This window comes from Cyclobacterium sp. SOCE241 (assembly GCF_056867545.1).
The window spans coordinates 4,550,026-4,571,997 of sequence record NZ_CP149779.1 but is presented as its reverse complement, the minus strand read 5'-3'; the positions used below and the strand labels follow the sequence as shown (position 1 = coordinate 4,571,997).

Sequence of the window (21,972 nt, the reverse complement as noted above, 5' to 3'; positions counted from 1 at the left end):
AAACCTTTAACCCATTAGCTCATTTACAGGTTTCATAGATTGCAAGTTTAATGTTGTCTAAACTATAACAATTATTATTGCGGCTTCTGTTATATCATTTACCAAGAATATGTAATAGGATCTGTGGTGAGTGTTGCAATCGCAAGTAAATCTCTAAAAGACAACGAAGTCGTTGATTTTAAAGCGATTTCAGCACGTAATAAATTGCATATTTCGGGTTTAATTAACTGTTTTTTAGGAGATTTTATTTTGATGATTTGGCTTTATCATTGAAGTCCAGGCAGAGGTCAATCCAGTAGGCCAAGTCTCTTCTGGTTTGAATGGCTTCGGCACCTACATAACAATACCCCTTGTACACCCTCCCTTTCATAACCATGGATTGAAACCCGTTTAACTCTGCCACTTCTTCAAGTTTTTCAGGGTCAAATCTACACATAAGCCTTGAGCCGCTTACATTCACACACATCTTTTCATTGATTAAAAAGGCAAGCCCTCCAAACATTTTTTCTTCTACTTTCGTTTGACCGACTTCATAAAGGTATTCTCTTACCCTATCGGCAAGTTTTTCATCATATGCCATGGCTTCCTAATAATTATGTATTCCTCAAATTACCAAAATAGGATCAAAAGCACTACTATTTCCCAAGCTTTTCAGTGAATATTTCAGGACAATAATTCCTTACAAAATTTTTCACCAACGCTATAAACCTAATATTTTAAAGACAATCTATAGAATTACAATTCTTTTCAAGTTAATTTTATCCAATCATTCAATTCCTATAACCAAAGCCTCCCCCATTCAAATGAAGCTTTGACTATTACTCAAATTGTTCGGTTTCCGATTTCTATCTATATGACAAACAATCAACCTGAATTAATCCAAAACCTGAAGAAGCTCAAGATTCTTGTTTTCTTTATTTTTCTTCTTACAATAATGCATCCCATCACTGCACAAATAAAAACGGAAGTTGAATGGAATAATGGAAATCCATCCCTATTTATTGATGGACAAAATCACCCGCCATTTGCCTACATGTCCTATTTAGGAGAAGTGGAATATTACAAAGAAATAGCAGCTACAGGGATCCACCTGTACAATTTTCCTGCTTATTTGGGAGAAGGAGGCATCAACACCTCCTCAGGCATAGGTGCTTTTAGAAATGCTATCTGGAAAGGTGAAAGTCATTATGATTTTTCAAGCATTGAGACAGATTTTGAAAAAATACTTAGTGCTGATCCCAAAGCTAAGGTAGTCATTCGACTATATTTGGACCCTCCCCGCTGGTGGACTTTAGCTAATCCCTCAGCTGCGGCACAGCTACCGGATGGTAGCTTGTTTCGCCAGAGCTTTGCCTCCCAAGAATGGAGGGAGCATACTAAGGTAGCCTTGGAGGATTGTTTGGACTGGTTGCTGAAGTCCAAATACCGTAACCACTTGGCGGGTATACACGTGGCCAGCGGGTTTACAGAAGAATGGTTCTATCATCCCAAGCAATACCAAGACCAAAATCCGGTCAGGTTGCAAGCATTCCGAGACTGGCTAAAGGAAAAGTATACTTCGGTCAATTCCCTAAGAGCTGCTTGGAATAATCCTAATGTTACTTTTGCCAATGCCCAATTGACCAATATTGATGAAGCAGTCGACGAAGTCTCATGGAGAGACCCTGACAATGACACCAATTATATTGATACCTATCGATTTCATACAGAGGTAATGGCGGATAATATTGCCTATTTCTGTAAGGTTGTCAAAGAGAAAAGCGATGGATATTTATTAACAGGGGCATTTTATGGCTACCATTACTTTGTCACTGATCCAAGGCGAGGACATGGAGCCTTGTCAAAATTATTAAAAAGCCCATACTTGGATTACCTGTCCAGTCCAAATGTTTATAACAGGGTGGTAGGTGAAGATTGGCCGGCAATGGCCGCCATTAATTCCGTTCACAAACATGGCAAACTTTGGTTGGCAGAGAATGATACCCGGACTTCAAAAACTACTTTGCTAAAAGACCAATCCCAGGGAATTGCTCCTCCGGGACAATATGAAGGGGGCGTTTGGCTTGGCCCCAAAAGCCTCAAAACTTCAGTGGCTTTATTATGGAAAAATGCAGCTCGAATGTTGGCCTATGGCTATGGAGGCTGGTGGTTTGATATGTGGGGAGGCTGGTTCAGCGATCCGGAAATGCTTCAGGTCTTGGAAAAAACCCAGCAATTTCACCAAGATTTCCCATCTAAAAACCCGGAAAAGATGAAGCCTGGTGTATTGGTAATTGTAGATGAAGAACTATCATTTTGGGACAAAAGTTATGGTAGGCTTACTGAAAAAATATTGTCTAACCGGTATCCAATAGCCAAAACAGGTAGTTCCTATGACCTTTATTTAAGGACAGACATTCAGGAGATTACCTACAGTCAATACCAAGTAATATGGCTAATGGGCTTGCTTCAATTAACAGATAAAGAAACTGCACTAATCAAAAAGTTGCAGAAGCTGGGCAAAACCGTATTGTGGACCAACGATAAAGGAACAACGCTTAACCTCCCAGGAAAAACCGACAACTTTCTTCCGGAAAAGTTACAATGGAAGCCTTCTGAACTAAAGAAAATCTGGGCAGAAGCCGGTGTTCATCAATACATAACTTCGGAAGACATCATTTATGTTGGTAGAAATTGGCTGAGCTTGCACTCTATAGATGGTGGTGAAAAAATTATTCAGCTCCCCTATTTTGCCCGGGTTATTGACCCTTTTACTAATAAAGTGATGGCAGATTCCACCAACCAAATCACTATAAAGATGGATGTCATGTCCACCGTCCTTTATCGAGTCCACCCTTTATAAATCACCTTTTAAATTTAAAATACTGTTTATCTGAACCTTATGGAGTTTTTTTATAATTTGCAGAAATTAGACGCATACAACCATACATTTTAACCAACATGAAACTTTTATTACGAACTTATTTTCCCCTATTGTTATTGCTACTGTTTCAATTTTGCATCTCCCCGGATGATGTCAATAAAACGATTGATGACGAAGAGGAAGAAGAGGAGGAAGAAGAAGAGGTAGTACTGGAAGACCCCACTGATTTGCCTTTTACAGTCAACTGGTCTATCAATAAAGAAGGTGATGAAATTGGTGGCTCCTTTTCCCCTTTTTTACATGTGGGAGAAACCAACCTCTACCTATACAGCCCCTACAGTGGCAAGGGCATAGTATCCATGAACAAAAACAGCCAGGAGACCAATTGGACCATTAACAAAGCCAGTATAGGCGTACCCTATGTCATGAAAACAATTGGAGATCACCTTTGGGCCATGACGGCCGACATTAATAATCCAACTGTGATCAAAGTAAATCCTTCAGATGGCAATGTACTATTTGAAAAGCCTTCCGGAACATTCCCTTCCGGGCAGGTAGATGGTAACTGGTTTGGCTTAAGAAAAAGGGAAACATCCCTCTATAAGGTCAGTTTGGAAACCGGTAATGACGAAATCGCATGTGAGGAGTTATTGGTAGACAATATTAGAAATTTCCTTTTCAGAGATGACAAGCTGGTGCTGATGGTGGTACGTGGAGGTAGAAATTTGCTTTCCATAGATCCCAATACTTGTACTGAATACTGGGAGATTTTCAATTATGATGAGAACAATTATGGTCACCTTATCCACAACTCTTTTGCTGTGGACCTTGGGAGTAAAATACTAAGCATTAGCCAAGATAATTTCATATTGCGCTCCTCCACTACAGGAGAAGCGGAATGGAAATACCCCGAAGGTTTCAATAACAACAACCTTGACCTAACGCATATGCTTCACTTGGAAAGCAAGAAGTCCCTGATATACCATGACAATGAAACCGGAAAAGTAGTGGCCTTTAATTGGCCCTCTCATTCCAAAACATGGGAATCTCAGGTTCAGAATAGGGATGTCGGTCAATTATTTCTTGTCAAAGACAGGCTCTTCCTTTATACTAACAACAACTTCCTCTATGAGATTGATGTTGAAAATGGCCAAACCATTTCTGAACGTGAAATAAAGGAACTTTATCCATTTGAAACTGCCACCATTTCCTTTGCTGTCAATCGACTTGAGGATCATTATGGTGAAAAATATTTCAAAGTTTATGATGATGAAATCTATTACACCACCGAACAAAGCCTCTTGGTTTCAGCGAGGTTAGACTAACATTTATCTGATGCGTTCCCTTCCACAAGCCCAGGGGACGCGTCAGATTAATTTTCCCTCCAAAACGCTATCTAGGTCTCCTGTCGAGAATTATTCTGAGATTTCGTCAAATTCAGGCTACCTTTTAGGAGTGAATAATAAGGTGCAGATCAAAGAAGGCTAAAGGACATCAACCACAATATCTTTAGGTGAAACCCTCGGAAAAGACAAGAAAGAACCACGATTTTGGCGATATTGTTGCTTTTCCCTCCAGTAATGCTGACAAAATCTCAACGTCACTCAAATCCGAACCAAACAAAAAACCCCACAACAAATGGTGATTTGTTGTGGGGTTTCCTATTTCTGTATAATTGCATGAAATTTATTTCTTCTCCAGAAGGACTTCTGCATGGACAGCTACTTCGCTCCATGTTTTGCTTACCCCATCTTTACCGGTGTGTAAAGCTTCACAGGCCTTATTGATAGAAGATACGGCATCTAGCGCATCCCAATCTTCTAAATTCATTACCCCATCAAAGATAAACTGGGTGTCATTTACTGTAGAATACTCCAAAGGTATATTTTGAGTCGATCCATTGAGGGTCACATCAATGGAACATTTGCTACCTTCTACTTTAAAAACTCCTGAGATCAATTCTGTATTTTCCATTACACCAAAGAAGAATTCTAAGATTTTAGGATCCCTTGTTCCTGTGGCATCATTGGTAAATAGGCTGCTTACAGGAATGCTAAACTCTGTACCATTCATGGCTTCCAAGGCAGTAGCTCCCTGACCAAAATTGCTAATATTGATCTTTGTGAATTGTCCACCCACTGGCACTTTCTCAGTGGTCTTATAAGCCACAAAGCTTACCTTGGTAGAATCTTCCACCAAACTAAAGTTGTTTTCAACTACAACCTCTGATTCAGTTTCGGTGCTTTTATTGGCATTGTTACAACTAAAATTAGCAAGCAATAAAAGGCTTAAGGCAATTAGTTTTAAGTTTTTCATGGTTTTTTTAAGTTAAAAATCTTACCAAATTTAAACATATTATAGGGGCAATTAAAACCTATAGCCAAATCATTTTCAATATACTTTAAGCTTGGTTTGTTTTAATTCCTAAAAGGAAGGCCTTATCTGAATAATCCATTAGTAAACAAAAGGATTAACTAGCCAATCACCCGGTTCAAGTCCTTTAAAAACACATTCACACCCTCCTCTATTCGATTAGTAATGGTATCCGTTTCATTAAAATCCGGATTTTTTAAAACCACCCATTCCAAAATGGAATGGGGATGGGTAGATGCCCTGTAATGAGCCCCCATTTCCCTGTCAGCAATTAATCCTGAGTAATGGCTTTGAACTTTTTGTTTTGCCCTGCCAACCAAATTTCGAAACTTGCCTCTTGATGATTAAAAATGATAACCAACTTTAATTTCTTTGCTTTTAACTCCTTTGTACTCAGCGAAAAATAGGTGAAGTCCATTGCTCCTTGATAAAAACTACCCACAATGAATTCTTGGTGGTTAATTTTGAAATAAGTCCTAAGGGAAAGCATATACGCAATTAAGCTCTTGTAAACTCTCGCAATATCTCCCGCTTGAATTAGCTTTTGGTAATAAGAAAAACTTCCATCCATCGATTCCATCGTTGTGTTTAAGGTGTTGATGAATTTAATTTAGTGGGTAAAACCTTAAATCAAAAATAGAAGCAGTATTTTTCCAATTCAAAACTTCAACTGTGCCTGAAAGCGCATCAGGCTTCCGGTTTGGTGGTTGTACTGTAACTCATAATCTTCATACCTTCGATCAGAAATAGCATATTCAGCTACCAACTCAAAATGGTCAAAAGGACTCCATTCTATGCCAATTTCAGTGTCCTTTACGGTATAACTTCGTGCATCCAACTCATGTTTTTTCCCTCCATCATAATACTGAAAACGAACAAATGGGGTAAACAAGGTTTCTCCTCTATTTACCATATAAGAAAGGGTAGCATATCCCCCTCCAAGTGCTTCACTTTTATTGAATTGCTGACATGGTCATACTCCGGACCTCTACCTACATTGTACTCGGCCTGAATACCGAAAGGCTTGGGGTAAAGCAGGAAAGATAGTGCTGCCCTTTGGTCCAAATACCCGTCTGTATTGACTTTAATTTCAGGACTATGCTCAGTAATCACATACTTTCCGGAATAAGCCTGAATTCCAGGCTCTACAACTTGATTGCCTATTTCAATAGGATAGGAAAATCTGGAGACCAGATGAAATTCATTGTTTAGATCCTGATGATTAGCAGTTTGCCCATTGTAAAACCCCAAGGCAAAAACACCGAAATCTCCTGAATGCTTGTAGGATTTGAGCTCCTTCATCAGTGTACGCTTTTCTTTACTCGCCCAATACAAAAACACACCCACATCCCGTTCATCCTTTACCCCACTGTTGATGGCATCATTTCTATCCAAAGGCAGGCGAGTACTACTGGACTGCATGTTTTCAAAGCCAAATGGCACCTTACTTTGACCTATTCTAACCCTAAATTCATTGTCAGCATCTAGCCCTACGTCCAAATATGCATCTTTGATTCGGGCCACATGGATGGATTCACCTACAGATTTGGAAAGATCCGGTTGGATGTACATGAAAACCCTCGGGCTAATTTGGCCATAAAACTTAAATCTAACCCTTCGCAAAGAAAGACCACCACCCGCTCCACCCCAATATTCATCGCATTGTTCACAACCAAGATTAGGATTGGTTTCCAGCAATTTATTGTATCGCACCTGCATGTATCCTCCAAAATGGATTTTATCATACCACCTATCGCCACCATTGTTTTCTTCCTGAGCAAAAGCTTTGGTGCCTGTCAATAACAACACCAATACAATCATTTTTTTTAGCATTAGTCCGCCACTTTATTAAGTATACCTCCTTCAGCATCTATTACTACCTCCCAATCTTGCTTCCATATGGAATTAAGTTCCATTTTATAAACCACCTTTCCCTCTTCAGAAATGCGCTCCAAATCATCAATGCTGTAATTGCTAAACTCTTCTTTTATCTTTTCTTTTACCTGTATGGGTAATTCCTTGGTAGAAATATCCTCTTTGTGTTTTACCAAATCTCCGCCGGCATTGTACCAGATTTCATGGTCCACATTCCAACCGGTTTCAAATTCCACACTGTAAAATTCTCCCTCCTTTTCCCATTCTATGTCTGATGCTTTTGCATAATCAGCCTTGAATTGATTCAATATTAGGGAGGGAACCTGGTCTTGAGAGATGTCCTGAGCTTGGGTAAACCCAAATAAGCTAAATGCGCCGATTATTAATAGTTGCTTTTTCATGTTGTCTTAATTTTGATTTACGACAAAGAAAAAAGACAAATTTGGAAAGATTTGGGAATCCTAAGACAAGAGAAATTAGAGAGAAGAAAATTTAACTTCAAAGACATGCTCCCCCTTTTCAAAATGGTAAGCTATGGTAAAACCGTACAAGTCAGCAATGGCTTTAACAATAGAAAGACCTAAGCCTGTACCGCTAGATCGAGAGTCTGTTTTGTGAAAACGGCTGAAAAGTTTTTCGCTTTCCAAAGGCTGGGAAACGCCCGTATTACATAAGCGGAGACTATCTTTTGACAAGCTTATGTTCACCCTTCCATTTTTAATATTGTGGAAAAGGGCATTCTTAAGCAGGTTAGCCACAAGGATGTCGGCCAGGGTGGGGTCGATAGTTACCTTTAATACTTCTAACTCAGTGACAGTAATATTTAAGGCTTTGAATGATGCCAGCTCTTCCAGCTCAAACCGATTTTGCTGCACAACTTCATTTATAGATACCTGCTGGTTGTCAAAAAACTGTTTGTTGTCAATCTTGGAAAGCAGGAGCAAAGATTGATTTAGGCGAACAAGTCTTTCAATGATCTGAAAAATCGCGGCAATCTTTTCAGCTTCAGCCTGTTTTAAATCACTGCTTTCCAGAAGCAGTTCAAGTTTATTTGTCACCATGGCCAGTGGGGTTTGTAACTCATGGGAGGCATTGCCTATAAACTCCTTTTGTTGTTCAAATGCGGCCAAGCTGTGCTGCAAGAGGGTATTGACAGCCTGTTGTAAATCCAAAAATTCTCTAGTTTGGGTATTTGTTTCAGGAAGCTTCTGGGTACTTCCAAGGCGGTAATTTTTCAGTTCCTTTAGAAAATCATAAAAAGGCTTCCACAACTTTTTCAGTACAATATTATTGACTACCATTATGCCTGCAATAAGGAGTATGTAAAGCCAAACTACATCCCAAAAGAGCTCGTTTATCAGATCGTCTTCCTCCACCATTGAATTGGCCACTTTGAGCTCGTAGTATTGCCCATTGTATTCAAAGGCCGTCGTCAACATCCTTACCGGTTCAGGCTCGGGAGCCTGGTCATCTGCATCCTGCATGTAGATTTCCGTGTCAATATAGCTATCCCTCATGTTGAGGGCTTCTTCAGCAGCTATTTTGCGGAGGGTAAAGAAACTTTCGTCGAAATAGGTTTTGGTCAATATGGTAGCATCCACCTGAGCATTCTGTATAATTAAGCGCTTGTAGTTTTCCAGTCCTTCGTCAATACTGCTTTTGATTTCATTAAGCATATTCATATAAAATACCACTGACCAAACAGTAACAATTCCCAAGATGGAAATAGACAGGTATTTCAGAGACTGGTTGAGGAGCTTCATTTTTCCATAAGTTTATAGCCTATCCCGTATACGGATTCTATTTCTATTTCAGCCTGAGCGTCCTGCAATTTTTTACGAAGGTTTTTGATTTGGTAATACACAAAGTCCAGGTTATCGGCTTGGTCTGAATTGTCACCCCAGACATGTTCGGCCAATCCGGTTTTGGTCACCAATCGCTTTTTATTGAGTAAAAAATAATAGAGGATATCAAATTCTTTTCGGTTGAGAGAAATATTCTGGCCATTTACAAAAACCAATCGTTCGCTGATATCCAGCCGGGTGTTTTTAAAAGCAATGCCATTTTCACCCGCTAGGTTTTTCCTTCTTAGCACTGCCTTTACTCTTGCATTAAGTTCAGCCAAGTGAAAAGGTTTGGTCAGGTAATCGTCTGCCCCAAGCTCCAGACCTTTAAGCTTGTCATCCAGAGAATTTCTGGCTGAAATAATGATGATATTTTCCGTTTTCCCCGCCTGCTTCAGTTCGTCCAGAATATCCAAACCACTCCCATGGGGCAGCATAATGTCCAATAGAATACAGTCGTATTGGTAGACAAATACTTTCTCAATGGCCGAATGATAGTCAGAGGCCGTTTCCACGAGGTAATCTTCTTTTACTAAAGATTCCTTTATACTCTGTTGTAAGTCTATTTCGTCTTCAATAACTAAAATTTTCACGGCCTAAAGGTGCTTTGAGAATTGGGAAAGAAATGGGAATTATTTTTTATAAGCCTGTTAAATGTAGGGCTTTTTGAAAAACTATTTCCGAAGAGTAACCTAGTTAAAATAAAAACCTTTCACCCAACCCGTAGCTTAGCAGCGTCTTTCCATAAATAATGTGGCAAGGGTTCGCTCAATTCCCACTTCACATTCATTGGTTTTGACCCATAATGATCCATTAAATTACCTTCCCCTACAAAAACGTATCCCATGGTATTTCCATATTCATCTTTTACTTTTTCTCGTACGAATAAAAGGATTCGCCTGTTATTTTCACGGTGTTTAATGTAGGACAAACCTTTAGTAGTCTCAGGTCCTGCTGAATTTTGGGATTGCCAGTGGAATATTAATTCATTAATTGCGTAATCATCGTACATTGTGGTTGATGAGAAGTTTTCATCTGATTTAATCAGATTTATAAAAAGTAATTCGGTATTAAGTTTTGGGTTTAGAGCCACACCTTCTCTGCTTGAAGACTTTTTATCAAAAGTACTTAATCCAAACCCTGCTAAAATTTGGTCTCTAGTATACCTTGAATGAACTTTAAGAGGCTGTTTATAAGGTAAGTTAATATTTAACTCCTTAAAATCTATTTGGTCAATTAAGAATTCGAGTACTTCAATGATTTCACCCAATAGTACTTTGTTTTTCCCAATTTCACTAATGCTATCTCGAAGAGAATTAAAACCACCTTCTTTTTGCCAAATATCATAGTGCAACATCAATAACATGAGATGCTTTTCTTTTGTCATTTCTTCAGGATTTACCTGAAAATTATTTGTCGCTAAATCGAGAATAAATTTAAAATAGCTCGTGGATTTTGTGGATAACCATTTATTCCAAATAGCACTGACTATCTGCTTTTCATTTAAATCATCAAATTCTTCAACCACACCTGCTATTTGGCAAAGCCGATTCCAACCACCTCGCTTATATATAGATTGGAGAGGGATATTATAAAATTCTAAAAAGTTTTTAAGGTTTAATGGAAGTGAAGTTTGATGCCTGAAATTTTGGATTTTTAGTATTAGTTGTAACCTGTTCAAAGAAGTTGCGGCAGATATGTTCTTTAAAATTATTTCTTTAGCTTTCCTTTCTAAATTGACTGAACACCCTAAGGGCAAATGCGGAAAATTTTCTTCAATTTCTTTGATAACTGATGTCGAAGTTTTACCAATTAATGCTCGAAACTTATTCTCAAAATTGTATTCTGGCCTGGAATTTCCAACAAAATCTAAAACCGTTAAACATTCCTTATCATTTGATAGGCGTAAGCCTCTACCTAATTGTTGAAGAAATAGCGTCAAACTTTCAGTAGGTCTCAAAAACAATACTGTATCAATTTCAGGAATATCCACCCCTTCATTAAATATATCAACCACAAACAAGTAGTTAATTTCTTTGTTCAAAAGTTGGTGTCTTAGAACATCTCTATTCTGGTTATTTCTGCTTGTAAGGAAATCCGCTTTTAACCCTGCTAATGAAAATTTTTGAGCCATAAACTCCGCATGTTCTATAGACACACAAAATCCAATGGCTCTAACGTTGTTTAAATCTTTTGTATAATGTTCCAATGAATTAATTATATCCTTAACTCTTCTATCGGAGGAAGTATAAATATTAGTCAACTCACTTACTCTATATTTCCCTTTTTCCCATGCAACATTCGATAAATCAATATTATCTGTGATTCCAAAATATTGGAATGGACACAATAATTTTCTATTTAATGCCGCAGGGAGTCTTATTTCAGCGGCTATTCGGTTATGAAAATCTTCTTGAATATCCCCACCATCCATACGTTCAGGAGTGGCCGTTAAACCTAAAAGTACTTTGGGTTTAAAATAATTGATTATCCCTCTATAGGTTTTTGCTGTGAGGTGATGACATTCGTCTATTACAATATAGTCATAAAAGTCAGGAGATAAATTAATCGAATCTAAGCTATTATTGATAGTTTGACTGATGCAAAAACGTGTTCAAAACTATTAGGAACCTGACCACCAACCCATAACTCGCCAAAATTATTATCCCTAACTATCCCTCTATAGGTTGAAAGTGATTGAGTTAATATCTCAACTCTATGGGCTAAAAATAAAAGTTTACTTGACTTATTTTCTGTTTTAAATTTTCCATAATCAAATGCTGAAACCACCGTTTTTCCTGTTCCGGTAGCTGCAACTACTAAATTTCTATAACGGCCATGAACTGCCCTCTCAACTTCCAGTTTTTCTAATATCTCAGACTGAAAAGGATAAGGTTTAACATCAAAAAACGAAATATTGATGTTGGTATTTTGAGAATTTTTAGCCTGGGTTAAATTTAATATAAGTTTTTCCTTCCCTGACTCATCATCAAACAATTCAAAATCTTCACTTTGCCAATAAGAATCAAATGTCTTTTGAAACTTATCAATTATATGACTAACCTCCTTTGTTGTGACTTTAATATTCCACTCTAAACCATCAGTAAGAGCCGATCGTGAAAAATTAGAAGATCCGATGTATCCAGTATGAAAGCCCGTATTTCTGTAAAACAAGTAGGCTTTGGCATGTAACCTTTCATTTCCAGTATTATAGGAAATTTTTACTTGGGTATTTTCTAATTTTGACAATAATTGAATTGCCTTATAATCTGAGGCACCCATATATGTCGTTGTAATCACTCTCAATTGACCTCCTCTTTGGGTAAATTCTTTTAATTCTTTTTCAAGAATTATTATCCCTTTAAATTTTATGAAGGAAACCAATAGATTAATTCTATCAGATGATAAGATTTCTTTTTTCAATTCACTTTCTAGTGACAACCCAGTATTCCCTCCTGTAAAAAGTTCGCTATGAATTAATCGAGTATAGGGAGTGATTTCTTTTAATCGTAAATCCAAATCAGAAAAGTGAGTTCACTCTAGAAAATACAGCTTTTAAAATTTTGCCTTCTACTTCGATTAAATCCTTGACAAAATCCTCATTATTTAGCTCTTCTTTCAAAAGAAGAATAATTTTATTAGCTATCTTTATCTGAATTTCCAGCTTACTTTCGCCCCCTTTATCACCTTTCACAAATTCAAGTGCATTTTTAATTGTCCGAGAAATATGTTGTGCCAGTAAACTTGAAGCTTCTATTTTATCAATATTGGTTTTATTAATATAAAAATCACCCTTATCTAACTCATTTATTTTCTGAGTAACTAACTGGGTAACCAACTCTTCATAAATTCCTTGATTCATAATACCTTATACTTTTTCATAAAACAATTAATAAGGATTTAAAATAAAAACAACTATTTTTTCACATCCCCAAAGGGGAGAGAGTAAAGTAAATTTGAATTAAAAAATTCATTTGTAAGCATTATAACCAATGAAAATAACTACACCAAACTCTTTTGTCATTCAGTCATTTCATTACCCCCTACCCCAAAAACGCCCCAATATGCCATAAAATCCCAGAAGGGTCGTGTAGGAAATATTCGCTGCCCCAGTCGTTGGTGACGATTTCGGATAGGCGGATGCCGCTGTACTTTTGAGGGAGGTTGAGGGTTTTTGTTTTTTCCAGATGCTTGGCCAAGTCTTCCACTTCCATAAAGACCATGGTATTGTCTACCCAGTCTTTGACATAGGCATCCTGCAGGTAGAAGCCAAAGGTACCGGATTTGAAGTAGGACATCTTGCTGGAAAGCACGATTTCGGCAAAGCCCAGATCGGAATAAAATTGCCGGGAAAGCTTATAATCTTTGGCACCAATAAACGGCCGAATTGACTTGATTTTATGTTCCATAGTTTATACTCATTTATCCTAACTAACTGCTCAAAGAATCAGTTTAACACTACCTCTGTATCTTTTGATTTCCCCAGATTGAAACTCAATTTCGATATAATAAGCAAAATTACTGGAGGATGCCTTTTTTCCTGAACCTTACCATCCCACCACAAATTCGATGAATTGAAATCAAAATTGCTGGCATGGTAAACCAATTCCCCCATCTACTAAAAATAGAATAGCTTATGACTTTAGCATTGGTATAGTTACTTTTTATAATTTCAAAAGTGTCATTTTTACCATCGGAATTAGGTGTAAAAGCGTCGGGTATGCGAATGACAGCCGTATCCTTACAAGAGTTATTGAACAAAGGATCCGTAGGCTCAAAACAATCCCCACACTCATCAAGCACTGCAGTACCATTAACTGTCCCGGCACAATCTAAACATGACTGGTTATATGCCGGATCTGAAGGTGCTAAACATTCTCCACAATCATCAATTATTGCATCTCCATTAACAGTGCCCGCACAATCCAGACAGGATTGATTGAAGGCAGGGTCTAAAGGTTCCAAACATTCTCCACAATCATCAAGCACTGCTGTGCCATTAAGGATTCCTGCACAGTCAAGACAAGACTGATTGAAGGTAGGATCTGTTGGTTCTAGGCAAACGTCGCAATCATCAAATACAGCCGTTCCATTTACCGTTCCAGCACAATCTAAACATGACTGGTTATATGCCGGATTTGAAGGTGCTAAACATTCTCCACAATCATCAATTATTGCATCTCCATTAACAGTCCCCGCACAATCCAGACAGGATTGATTGAAGGCAGGATCTGCTGGCTCCAAACAAACACCACAGTCATCAAGCACTGCAGTACCATTAACCGTCCCGGCACAATCTAAACATGACTGGTTATATGCCGGATCTGAAGGTGCTAAACATTCTCCACAATCATCAATTATTGCATCTCCATTAACAGTCCCCGCACAATCCAGACAGGATTGATTGAAGGCAGGGTCTGTTGGCTGCAAACAAACACCACAGTCATCGATTTTAGCGGTTCCATTCAATGTCCCTTCACAATCATTACAATATTCCTCTCCAATCTCAATTTCAACAGAAGTGGTAACAACACATCCATTGATGTCTGTGACGTTTAAAAAATAAGTACCTGAATCTGTAAAGGTATTGGTTGCCGAATCAGGGTTTTCTCCTCCACTCCATTCATAGACATCCCCTCCCGAAGCCGTAATGGAAGTGCTTACACAGGCTTTGGTGTCCCCACTTAAGGTCACAGGAAATAAAGGTGGGTTTAACCCCCAGGTTATGTTGGTGTAGTATTCTGGTGTGGATGAAAAAATGGTAATGCATTCAAACTCCCCAGGAAAAAGTAATATGGTATATCCTTCATTTCCGATAATGGTGGTTTCATCCACGAAAGTCATTCCTCCACCGTCAAAAAGGGGGACAAATGGTATGGACAATTCCAGTGTCACGGGTAAATCTGGTCTACCAATAGAAGACAATAGCAATACGGGATTACTTACCACCTCAGAAAAACACATGGTCGTTTCTCCTCCTTCTCCTGCGGTCCATGTGGTCCGAGGTACAGTTTGGTTGGGAATAGGGCTTTTGAAATTCTGGAAAATGGTATAGTTAAAAAGAACATTAGTATAGCTGAAATCATAATTGGCGCTCATCTCCATGGTAATATCCTTATTCCCATGTTTAATGATCCCTGTAGCACTTTGGCCGGTAAAACTACTCCAAACTGCCCAATCGTAATTTTGATTACATTGTCCAAAAACATTAGTCACCATAGGAGACAATAGTATCAGAAATATTAGCCTCCTGAGCCAATTTTGTTTTAAACATTGCATGAAATATGGTATTTTACTCACCCTCAAAACCTTAATAATTTGATAAACCTAAAACTTTATTTTGAGAGATAATAAATTTAACTGAAAAAACGATTCAAAACCTGTAAATGCTCTTCTTTTTATCCATTAACAGCTAATCCACCAATCCATTTCCTTACAAGCAATGGCAATCTTAATTTTGATTGGGTATAATAGCGAAATTTGTTCGAAGAATCCTCCTGATTAAACTTTTCCCCCTTGGCAAGGAGGCTTTGACCTGCACTTGACTGCAGAGGGTCGCTTCTCCCAATCCATTTCTTATGTGGGCGATTTAAAGGGCGATGGTTCTATCGCCATCAATTTTGGCGGTGATGCCGGTGGAGCCGGAACGCTCTATACCCTTTTTCTCACGCCTCAATAAAGATCTATAGGTGCGTCAGCTCCCAAAGCTCTACTACTTCATCAGTACGCCAGTTCTGGTTTCGCTTTGTTTTCTTTGAGGCTGGTTTAACAGATTTTTTAAAGCATCTTGCCAATTGAAAACGACCGCCTTCAGCCAGTTCTTTTTCTATTGGATGTTCTTTGGTCAGCTCCGTGATTTGAGCCAGGTTAGAGAACAAAAGCAGCAGTTTACCATCGGGCAACAAGCGTTTCTTTGCCTCTGCAAAAAACTCAGGGAACAGCTTCTCATTGTAATAGATGCCAGTATCTAGGTTTCTCACTTCATTGGTTGAAGGTAGCCAAGGAGGATTAAAAACAATAAGTTCGCTTTGTTTTTCCCACTTTCCGAAAAGATGTCCCAGATCCAACTCTATCTTTCGTGACAATTTAGTATCTCCCATAAAGGCTTTCAACCCCACGATTGCATTGGGATTGCTGTCTGTTCCAAAACCTTTTGGAAGCCGTACTGCACCATTTGTAAAGCGAGAATACCACTTCCTACGCCAATGTCTATGGCCGTCTTTTTTGGGCCGGTATAGCGTTTTAGCCACTGGTCAAACTGCACCAAATGATCAAATCGGGTTGGGAAATAGGTGCCATAATAAGGGTGTAATTTATTCCTTAGCACTGGAATGGAAATCCCATTTTTGTACCATTCCCAGGAACTGTTTAGTCCCTGTACTTGAGGAAAAGTCAGCAAGAAATCACTTTTTTCCGGATACAACTCTTCCAACCAACCGATAAAAGGGGCCTTCTTAAGCGCCAGTTTATTCGCTGCAATTTCTATCAAAACAAGATTGGAAAGCTTGTGGTAAGCAGCACGGTACTCGCACTCGTCTTGAAAAGACTTGCGAGTAAACCTTTTTTGTAGATGGGTCTTAAGCGCTTTTAGTAACTTCAATCCATTGCTATAGAGCCCATCAATTAAAATCGGCTTACCTGCCTCTAACAATTGAATCGTAAGCAAAACATCTGACCCTTCATTAAAATTGGCATATGGTCTTTCAAAGGCAAAAGGCTCGGGTTTATTAAGGTGAATAGCTTTAGTCATACTTTATTTGTTTTTTAACACGGATTATGCAAAAGAATTTGTAATCAGGGTCGCAATTGCGAAAAAACCAAGCTGTTTGGAGATTTTAGCATAGCAACACTATGGTGAAATTGAAAACAGCAACGAAGGGACTGATTTTGAAGCGATATCAGCACGGAATAAAAGATCTATTGCATATTTCGGGTTTAAAGTAAATGTTTAATTCTTTCTAATAAAGATTAAAGTTTTAATGCTTTTAGAAATTATTTCATAGGGTTATTTTTGGGTTGAATAAATTGAATGTGGGTAGGGAAATTGGCGGTTTTGAAACCTAAGAATGTGATCTTTGACAATTAATCCTTCGTCAATATTGATGGCATTTTTAATGGTACTACTCCCATCCCAATTTTCTCTACCTTCGACCACAATAGGTAAATGAACAATTAAAGCTGCTGAAATAGATCTCGAAGCACTTTCCCAAAAATAACTTGGAGTATGATCAACAGCATAGTAATCAATCCCATCAATACTGGTCATTGGATTTTTAAAAGTGGTAGGCTTAGCAAAATAAAACCCCATTCCCTCATCACAGCTGACATCGATAAATAGTGAACCCGGCTTTAGCATTGATTTCTCCTCTTCTAGCACATAATTAATGGGATCGTCAGTATCCTGATAAGTTCCATTAATTATAATTTCTGAGGCATTAACTAAATCAATAAAAGGCTTTTCTGTCCCGTCATGTTCCACCACAATTAATCTCGCCTCCCCTTTTTCTCCTTTTCGCAAGCGGGAATAATGTACATCTAATACTTCTTCTCTGACTTCATGATCTGGCCTTTGAATACAAATGGTAATGTCGCGGAATCCATGGGCCTTTAAGGCATATATTGCTCCTCGACTGACAGCTCCAAAACTCAAAATGATTACTTTTCTCTGGTTACCATAGTGCCCATCTATGCCTTTCAATTGCAAGGCATGGATAACTGTGCAGTAACCAGCCATTTCATTATTTTTATAAAATGTATGCCTGCCTATTTGCCCGCTTGGACTCCAAACATACATATCTTCAAAAGCAATTAGGGTCAGCTTTTTATCTATAGCGATTTGAGTTACCTGTTTTTGTTGGGCACAATGGGGATACCCCCAAAGTAGACCACCTGTTTTAAGCTCCTCGAGGTCTGCAAGAACAGGTTTTGCGATAATAACAGACCCAATATCTGCTAACAATTCCCTTCTTGTAGCAATACCACCTGAAAGTGCGGATATTTCCTGATCAGACTTATTGAAAGGTAATCCATACCCTTTTTCAAATACAAGTTGTTTCCGAATTTTTTCCGGTAGTCTCTCTAAATGTTCCGGATGTATTGGTACCCTTCTTTCATCTTCTTTTTTGAAGTTCCAATTACTCCCATTGTTAATAAAGCCATATAATTTTTAAGCTTAATAGCGGACTGCAAGGCAATGACAGGTGCAAAACGCTGGATTTAAATTACTTCTCAATCGTAATTCTAGCTTCCAGGCATTAAGTTGGCTTCTAGTGTTAAATAAAAAATTAAAATCCTAAGCCTCATCATCTCCATTGATGTGTCATCCAAAGATATTCACATGCTACCAATCGGGTTAAAAACTGAAAAAAGTAAAATATCAGCGTTCCGTTATTAAATTAGAGAAGATGGGTAAATTGCTTAAAATCAATATTACTTAATCAAAGGTACTTTAATTAAATTCATTACTACGCTATTCTATAAATATTAAACCCGGATTCTGTAATGGGATTCGTGATAAGTGTTGCAAACGCAAGAAAATCTAGCTGTTTGGAGATTTTAGCATAGCACCGCTATGGTGAAATTGAAAGTAACAAAGAAGTGGCTGATTTCGAAGCGATTTCAGTACGTAACACGTAATAGATTGTCTATTGCATATTTCAGGAAAATGAAAGACCAATTTATTTAAAAGGCCCAATGGTGCAATCCATTGGGCCTAGCTATAATGAACTTTATAGAACCTACCATTTCATAAAATTCTCTGGTAGGACAAAAAAGCCCATCAAACATTACTTATTAATATAGAACAAATTGTACGCTAAATTCTACACCAACTTTTCGAAATGATTAATAATTATATGTATTAACCATTTTCCTGTATTACTCCACAGGCCACCCTTGATCCGGCGGCTCCGGAAGGTTGGGAAGTAAAGTCATCAGCCTCTGCATGAATAATTACCGCTTTGTTTAGGATATCTGAATCTTCCCCGTCACCGATAGACCATCCGTCTACCACCATTACCAAGGATCCTATGCCATCTTCTCCAACGGTCAAATTGTCTATATCTCCGGCATGAAATTCATTTTCACCCCTTTTACCGTGCTCATCATCCGCAGGGTTCCAATGCCCGCCGGCAGAAGATGCATCTTCAGCACTGCAATCTCCATTCTCATGCAAGTGAACAGCATGCTTTCCGGTTGACAAGTTGTTTACTGACAACACCAATTTAACTTTTCCTTCGGCTGTTTGCGTAAAGGTAGCCGTCCCTGAAACCTCACTTCCACTAGCTCCTGAGAGTACAGCCATGGCTGTCTGCTCGGCAGTATCGGTTTCACTTTCCATATTGTCCATCTGGTTTTCTGTAATTTCTAGTCTATCGGTAGCACTTTCCTCGGAATTATTGGCTCCCGGTCCGCAGGCAACTGCCAGGGATACAGCCCCGATAAAGAGAAAATAATTAAGTGTCTTCATAGTCATAGTAGTTTTTATAAATACAAACTACTATCAAGGAAAAACTATGCCAAAAACCGATTTATTCAAATAATTTATAACAATAAACAGATACAATTAAATGAATACTAGATTTCACTGTGAAGAAAACATCTCTTATTATTCCATAAAAGCAGACTTAGCCATCATTTGTGCCCTGAAGAAAACTAAATGGCTTTACCCACTTTGGCCAAGGTTTTTTGATCAAATCGACCCTCCAGCTCTATGACCATAAATTCTTTGTCATTGTCTGAGCGTATCATCAAAACCAATCCATCCACCATATCCTTCCCTTTGGAATAGATGGACAATCCGCTATCCTTGTCAGTGGCATCCATCATTAGCTCATAATGCTCCTTGTCCAAGCCCTTGCTTAGTTTGCGAAAATCTGCCAATGCACGCGAGCCTCCCACCGGCAACTTAAAGAATTTTACCCTTTCAATGCTTTCCGTAATGGCATCAAGATTGGCCTCCTCTATTTCAAGATTCCAGCCTTTGGCAAAATCCAGAAAATTGCCGGCAAGGTCCAAATGAAAGAAATTTTCCTGCCCCTTGTATTGCTTGTACAGTTGGTCTACACTTTTGCTTTGTGCATGCACTGCGCCAGGAAGTGCGATCAAGAGCGTCAATATTGCTACAATTGCTAATCGATTCATGTTATTGTAATTAAATGTTGATTGTTTATTTTTGTTTCTTTGCCCGGCCATATTCTTCCATTCCCGGCAAATTGGTGTTTTCAGAAAGCATGTTAAGGTCTTGGTAAGTAAAATCCCCCAGCATGCTCATCAAGGTAAATTCACTGGTAGACCCCGATACCATAAGCAATTCCTTGATTCTCCCCCTTCTTCTCGGACCATAAACTTCAGGGAGCTATCCTTGTCCCTCACATCCATTAGTTCTTCATAAAGGTTCGTTTTCAAGTCTCTCATGGCTTCATCAAACAAACTCAAGCCCCCAATTTTTTCGGCAGAGAGAATTCTAATCCCTTTGATTCTGGTAATTAATTCCATGAGATTTTCGGCATCTTTATCCTCTTGCTCCATATTGGAACTAAGAAATCCACCGGCCATTTGCATTAATTTAGGGCTTATGTATACCCTAGAGAAACGCTCATCCTGACGGTATTTCTCATAAAACTGCTCTATCACTTCTGTCTGTGCTTGTAGCCAGCAGGGCAATAAGCACAATGCCAAGAATATTGTCTTTTTCATTGCTAATTGTTTTTGTCGTTTTCATACCAATTCGCACCTGAATTGAGGTATTTTATCTTTTCCATGCTTTCCAGGTGGCTGGTTCCTTTCTTGAGGTTGATCTGGATTTTACCCATGGCCTCCACTACTTGCCGATAAGCTTGGACCTCTTGCTGCTCCTCATAGGTTCGGAAGCCCCACCAACAAGCGGCCACTGTTAGGAAAACCAACATTACTGCTGCCATTTTTTGCCAAGGGAAGCTTCGTAATGGCAAGTGAATTCCATTTGGGCGCTCTTCCTGTATGGATTGAATTCCCGAATAAAAGGCTTTTAGCGCTCCATCCTCCGGCTCTTCCTCAAGTTCCTGAAAAAGTTTTTTTTCTTCCGCCACTGAGGTTTCACCTTTCCAGTATTTTTCCCACAAATCCTTGTGCTTATTTTCCATAATTCTCAAGAAATGATTTTAATTTTTTTCTAGCACGGTGCAATTCCACCTTTACCTGTCCTTCGTTCAGTTCCAGATAAGTAGCCATTTCCTTATGCGTCAGCCCTTCTACCTCTCTGAGGAAGAAAATTTCTTTTTGTCGCTCAGGAAGTTTCTCAATAAATTTGAATACCATCTTGGTTTTCATGCTGAGATCAACTGCCTCCACTTCTTCCAACGGCAAATCCCCAATCTCCTCCAGTGCTCCCCATCTACCTGCTTCCCTGATTTGCTGAAGGGCCTCATGCTTTAAGGTCTTCACCATCCACCCGGTTGGGTTTTGGATGGTGGCAAGATAATCCTGTTGCATAAACCCTTTGTACATGGTGTCCTGCACAGCGTCCTGTGCCTTATCCCGATCCTTTAACCATAATAAGGCAAATCGAAAGAGCCGGTTTTTTAAGGGCCATAAATGAGATTCAAAAAAGGACTTCATGTAGTAAGATGATGATCGAAAAACAAAAAGGTTACACTTTTCAGAAATTATTTTTTATAATTTAAAGCATTCAGGCAAAATTTTAAGTCTTCCTCACAAACAAGAAGCTTGTAAGTGGGTTGGCTAGAGGAACGGATAAGCGCTCACCATTCCCTACAAATCCGAGGGATTATCCCTGTTAAAAATAAAAAATATAGTTTGCCTCCTAACAATTTATTAATTTGCCTACTCAAAGGAAAGATAAAAATCAAGCATGCAAAATAGCAAAAATCAACTGCAAGAAATAAAGGTCAAAAAAAGCCCCGGTAAAACCGGGGCTTGTGGTGATGAGTGGGCTCGAACCACCGACTCACGGATTTTCAGTCCGATGCTCTACCAACTGAGCTACATCACCGCTGAAAGTGATGCAAAGGTAGGTAT

22 protein-coding genes, 1 tRNA gene and 2 pseudogenes are annotated in these 21,972 nt (G+C 38.7%); 2 read left to right on the top strand and 23 right to left on the bottom strand.

Annotation, left to right across the window (positions count from 1 at the left end; genetic code table 11):
* Window positions 1–244: 244 nt before the first annotated feature.
* On the bottom strand, window positions 245–580 hold the full coding sequence (locus tag WG932_RS23155) for a TfoX/Sxy family protein (protein ID WP_483085549.1): 336 nt from the start codon (window positions 578–580) through the stop codon (window positions 245–247).
* Between the two features lie 273 nt (window positions 581–853).
* Here WG932_RS23155 and WG932_RS23150 point away from each other — a divergent pair, with 273 nt between their 5' ends.
* Together WG932_RS23150 and WG932_RS23145 are read left to right on the top strand one after the other, a co-directional pair.
* Window positions 854–2,842 (top strand): beta-galactosidase, encoded by a 1,989-nt coding sequence (locus WG932_RS23150; protein WP_483085548.1) that lies wholly within the window; start codon window positions 854–856, stop codon window positions 2,840–2,842.
* Between the two features lie 98 nt (window positions 2,843–2,940).
* On the top strand, window positions 2,941–4,188 hold the full coding sequence (locus WG932_RS23145) for an outer membrane protein assembly factor BamB family protein (RefSeq protein ID WP_483085547.1): 1,248 nt from the start codon (window positions 2,941–2,943) through the stop codon (window positions 4,186–4,188).
* Between the two features lie 361 nt (window positions 4,189–4,549).
* Here WG932_RS23145 and WG932_RS23140 read toward each other — a convergent pair whose 3' ends face one another.
* From WG932_RS23140 to WG932_RS23035, 22 genes and pseudogenes are all read right to left on the bottom strand, one after another.
* Complete coding sequence (locus tag WG932_RS23140; RefSeq protein WP_014020177.1) at window positions 4,550–5,179, bottom strand: YceI family protein; 630 nt, start codon at window positions 5,177–5,179, stop codon at window positions 4,550–4,552.
* 158 nt (window positions 5,180–5,337) lie between these two features.
* A pseudogene (locus WG932_RS23135) lies at window positions 5,338–5,807 on the bottom strand (DUF7000 family protein).
* Window positions 5,808–5,894: 87 nt separating this feature from the next.
* A complete protein-coding gene (locus WG932_RS23130; protein ID WP_483085546.1) occupies window positions 5,895–6,149 on the bottom strand; it encodes a porin in 255 nt (84 codons plus the stop codon).
* Window positions 6,143–7,069 carry a porin gene (locus WG932_RS23125; RefSeq protein ID WP_483085545.1) on the bottom strand — a complete coding sequence of 309 codons (927 nt, stop codon included), beginning with the start codon at window positions 7,067–7,069 and terminating at the stop codon, window positions 6,143–6,145. Before WG932_RS23125 ends, WG932_RS23130 begins: the two co-directional genes overlap by 7 nt.
* Window positions 7,069–7,512: a PepSY-like domain-containing protein gene (locus tag WG932_RS23120; protein ID WP_483085544.1), complete on the bottom strand. Its 444-nt coding sequence runs from the start codon at window positions 7,510–7,512 to the stop codon at window positions 7,069–7,071. Before WG932_RS23120 ends, WG932_RS23125 begins: the two co-directional genes overlap by 1 nt.
* 75 nt (window positions 7,513–7,587) lie before the next feature.
* Window positions 7,588–8,874 carry a sensor histidine kinase gene (locus WG932_RS23115; protein WP_483085543.1) on the bottom strand — a complete coding sequence of 429 codons (1,287 nt, stop codon included), beginning with the start codon at window positions 8,872–8,874 and terminating at the stop codon, window positions 7,588–7,590.
* The gene (locus WG932_RS23110) at window positions 8,871–9,548 is read right to left on the bottom strand and encodes a response regulator transcription factor (protein ID WP_339680506.1); all 678 of its coding nucleotides are present in this window, start codon (window positions 9,546–9,548) and stop codon (window positions 8,871–8,873) included. Before WG932_RS23110 ends, WG932_RS23115 begins: the two co-directional genes overlap by 4 nt.
* A 119-nt stretch (window positions 9,549–9,667) precedes the next feature.
* Window positions 9,668–11,389: a DUF3427 domain-containing protein gene (locus tag WG932_RS23105; protein ID WP_483088709.1), complete on the bottom strand. Its 1,722-nt coding sequence runs from the start codon at window positions 11,387–11,389 to the stop codon at window positions 9,668–9,670.
* 60 nt (window positions 11,390–11,449) lie between these two features.
* A pseudogene (locus WG932_RS23100) lies at window positions 11,450–12,339 on the bottom strand (DEAD/DEAH box helicase family protein); the annotation flags it as partial.
* Window positions 12,340–12,475: 136 nt separating this feature from the next.
* Window positions 12,476–12,817 carry a hypothetical protein gene (locus tag WG932_RS23095; protein ID WP_483085542.1) on the bottom strand — a complete coding sequence of 114 codons (342 nt, stop codon included), beginning with the start codon at window positions 12,815–12,817 and terminating at the stop codon, window positions 12,476–12,478.
* A gap of 181 nt (window positions 12,818–12,998) precedes the next feature.
* Window positions 12,999–13,364: a VOC family protein gene (locus WG932_RS23090; protein WP_483085541.1), complete on the bottom strand. Its 366-nt coding sequence runs from the start codon at window positions 13,362–13,364 to the stop codon at window positions 12,999–13,001.
* 109 nt (window positions 13,365–13,473) lie between these two features.
* Window positions 13,474–15,174 carry a T9SS type B sorting domain-containing protein gene (locus WG932_RS23085; protein WP_483085540.1) on the bottom strand — a complete coding sequence of 567 codons (1,701 nt, stop codon included), beginning with the start codon at window positions 15,172–15,174 and terminating at the stop codon, window positions 13,474–13,476.
* 464 nt (window positions 15,175–15,638) lie between these two features.
* Entirely contained in the window at window positions 15,639–16,055 is a 417-nt protein-coding gene (locus WG932_RS23080) for a hypothetical protein (protein ID WP_483085539.1), read from the bottom strand.
* An 8-nt stretch (window positions 16,056–16,063) separates the two neighbouring features.
* The gene (locus WG932_RS23075) at window positions 16,064–16,705 is read right to left on the bottom strand and encodes a hypothetical protein (RefSeq protein ID WP_483085538.1); all 642 of its coding nucleotides are present in this window, start codon (window positions 16,703–16,705) and stop codon (window positions 16,064–16,066) included.
* A gap of 255 nt (window positions 16,706–16,960) precedes the next feature.
* The gene (locus WG932_RS23070; RefSeq protein WP_483088708.1) at window positions 16,961–18,106 is read right to left on the bottom strand and encodes a N(5)-(carboxyethyl)ornithine synthase; all 1,146 of its coding nucleotides are present in this window, start codon (window positions 18,104–18,106) and stop codon (window positions 16,961–16,963) included.
* Window positions 18,107–18,814: 708 nt separating this feature from the next.
* A complete protein-coding gene (locus tag WG932_RS23065) occupies window positions 18,815–19,423 on the bottom strand; it encodes a superoxide dismutase family protein (protein ID WP_483085537.1) in 609 nt (202 codons plus the stop codon).
* Window positions 19,424–19,608: 185 nt separating this feature from the next.
* A complete protein-coding gene (locus WG932_RS23060; protein ID WP_149393694.1) occupies window positions 19,609–20,097 on the bottom strand; it encodes a DUF4252 domain-containing protein in 489 nt (162 codons plus the stop codon).
* 25 nt (window positions 20,098–20,122) lie between these two features.
* Window positions 20,123–20,260 (bottom strand): hypothetical protein, encoded by a 138-nt coding sequence (locus tag WG932_RS23055; RefSeq protein ID WP_483085536.1) that lies wholly within the window; start codon window positions 20,258–20,260, stop codon window positions 20,123–20,125.
* On the bottom strand, window positions 20,227–20,652 hold the full coding sequence (locus tag WG932_RS23050; RefSeq protein ID WP_483085535.1) for a DUF4252 domain-containing protein: 426 nt from the start codon (window positions 20,650–20,652) through the stop codon (window positions 20,227–20,229). Before WG932_RS23050 ends, WG932_RS23055 begins: the two co-directional genes overlap by 34 nt.
* Window positions 20,653–20,654: 2 nt before the next feature.
* Complete coding sequence (locus WG932_RS23045) at window positions 20,655–21,077, bottom strand: hypothetical protein (RefSeq protein ID WP_483085534.1); 423 nt, start codon at window positions 21,075–21,077, stop codon at window positions 20,655–20,657.
* Window positions 21,067–21,552: an RNA polymerase sigma factor gene (locus WG932_RS23040; RefSeq protein ID WP_014020160.1), complete on the bottom strand. Its 486-nt coding sequence runs from the start codon at window positions 21,550–21,552 to the stop codon at window positions 21,067–21,069. Before WG932_RS23040 ends, WG932_RS23045 begins: the two co-directional genes overlap by 11 nt.
* Window positions 21,553–21,873: 321 nt before the next feature.
* Window positions 21,874–21,946: transfer RNA gene (locus WG932_RS23035), tRNA-Phe, on the bottom strand.
* Window positions 21,947–21,972 lie beyond the last annotated feature (26 nt).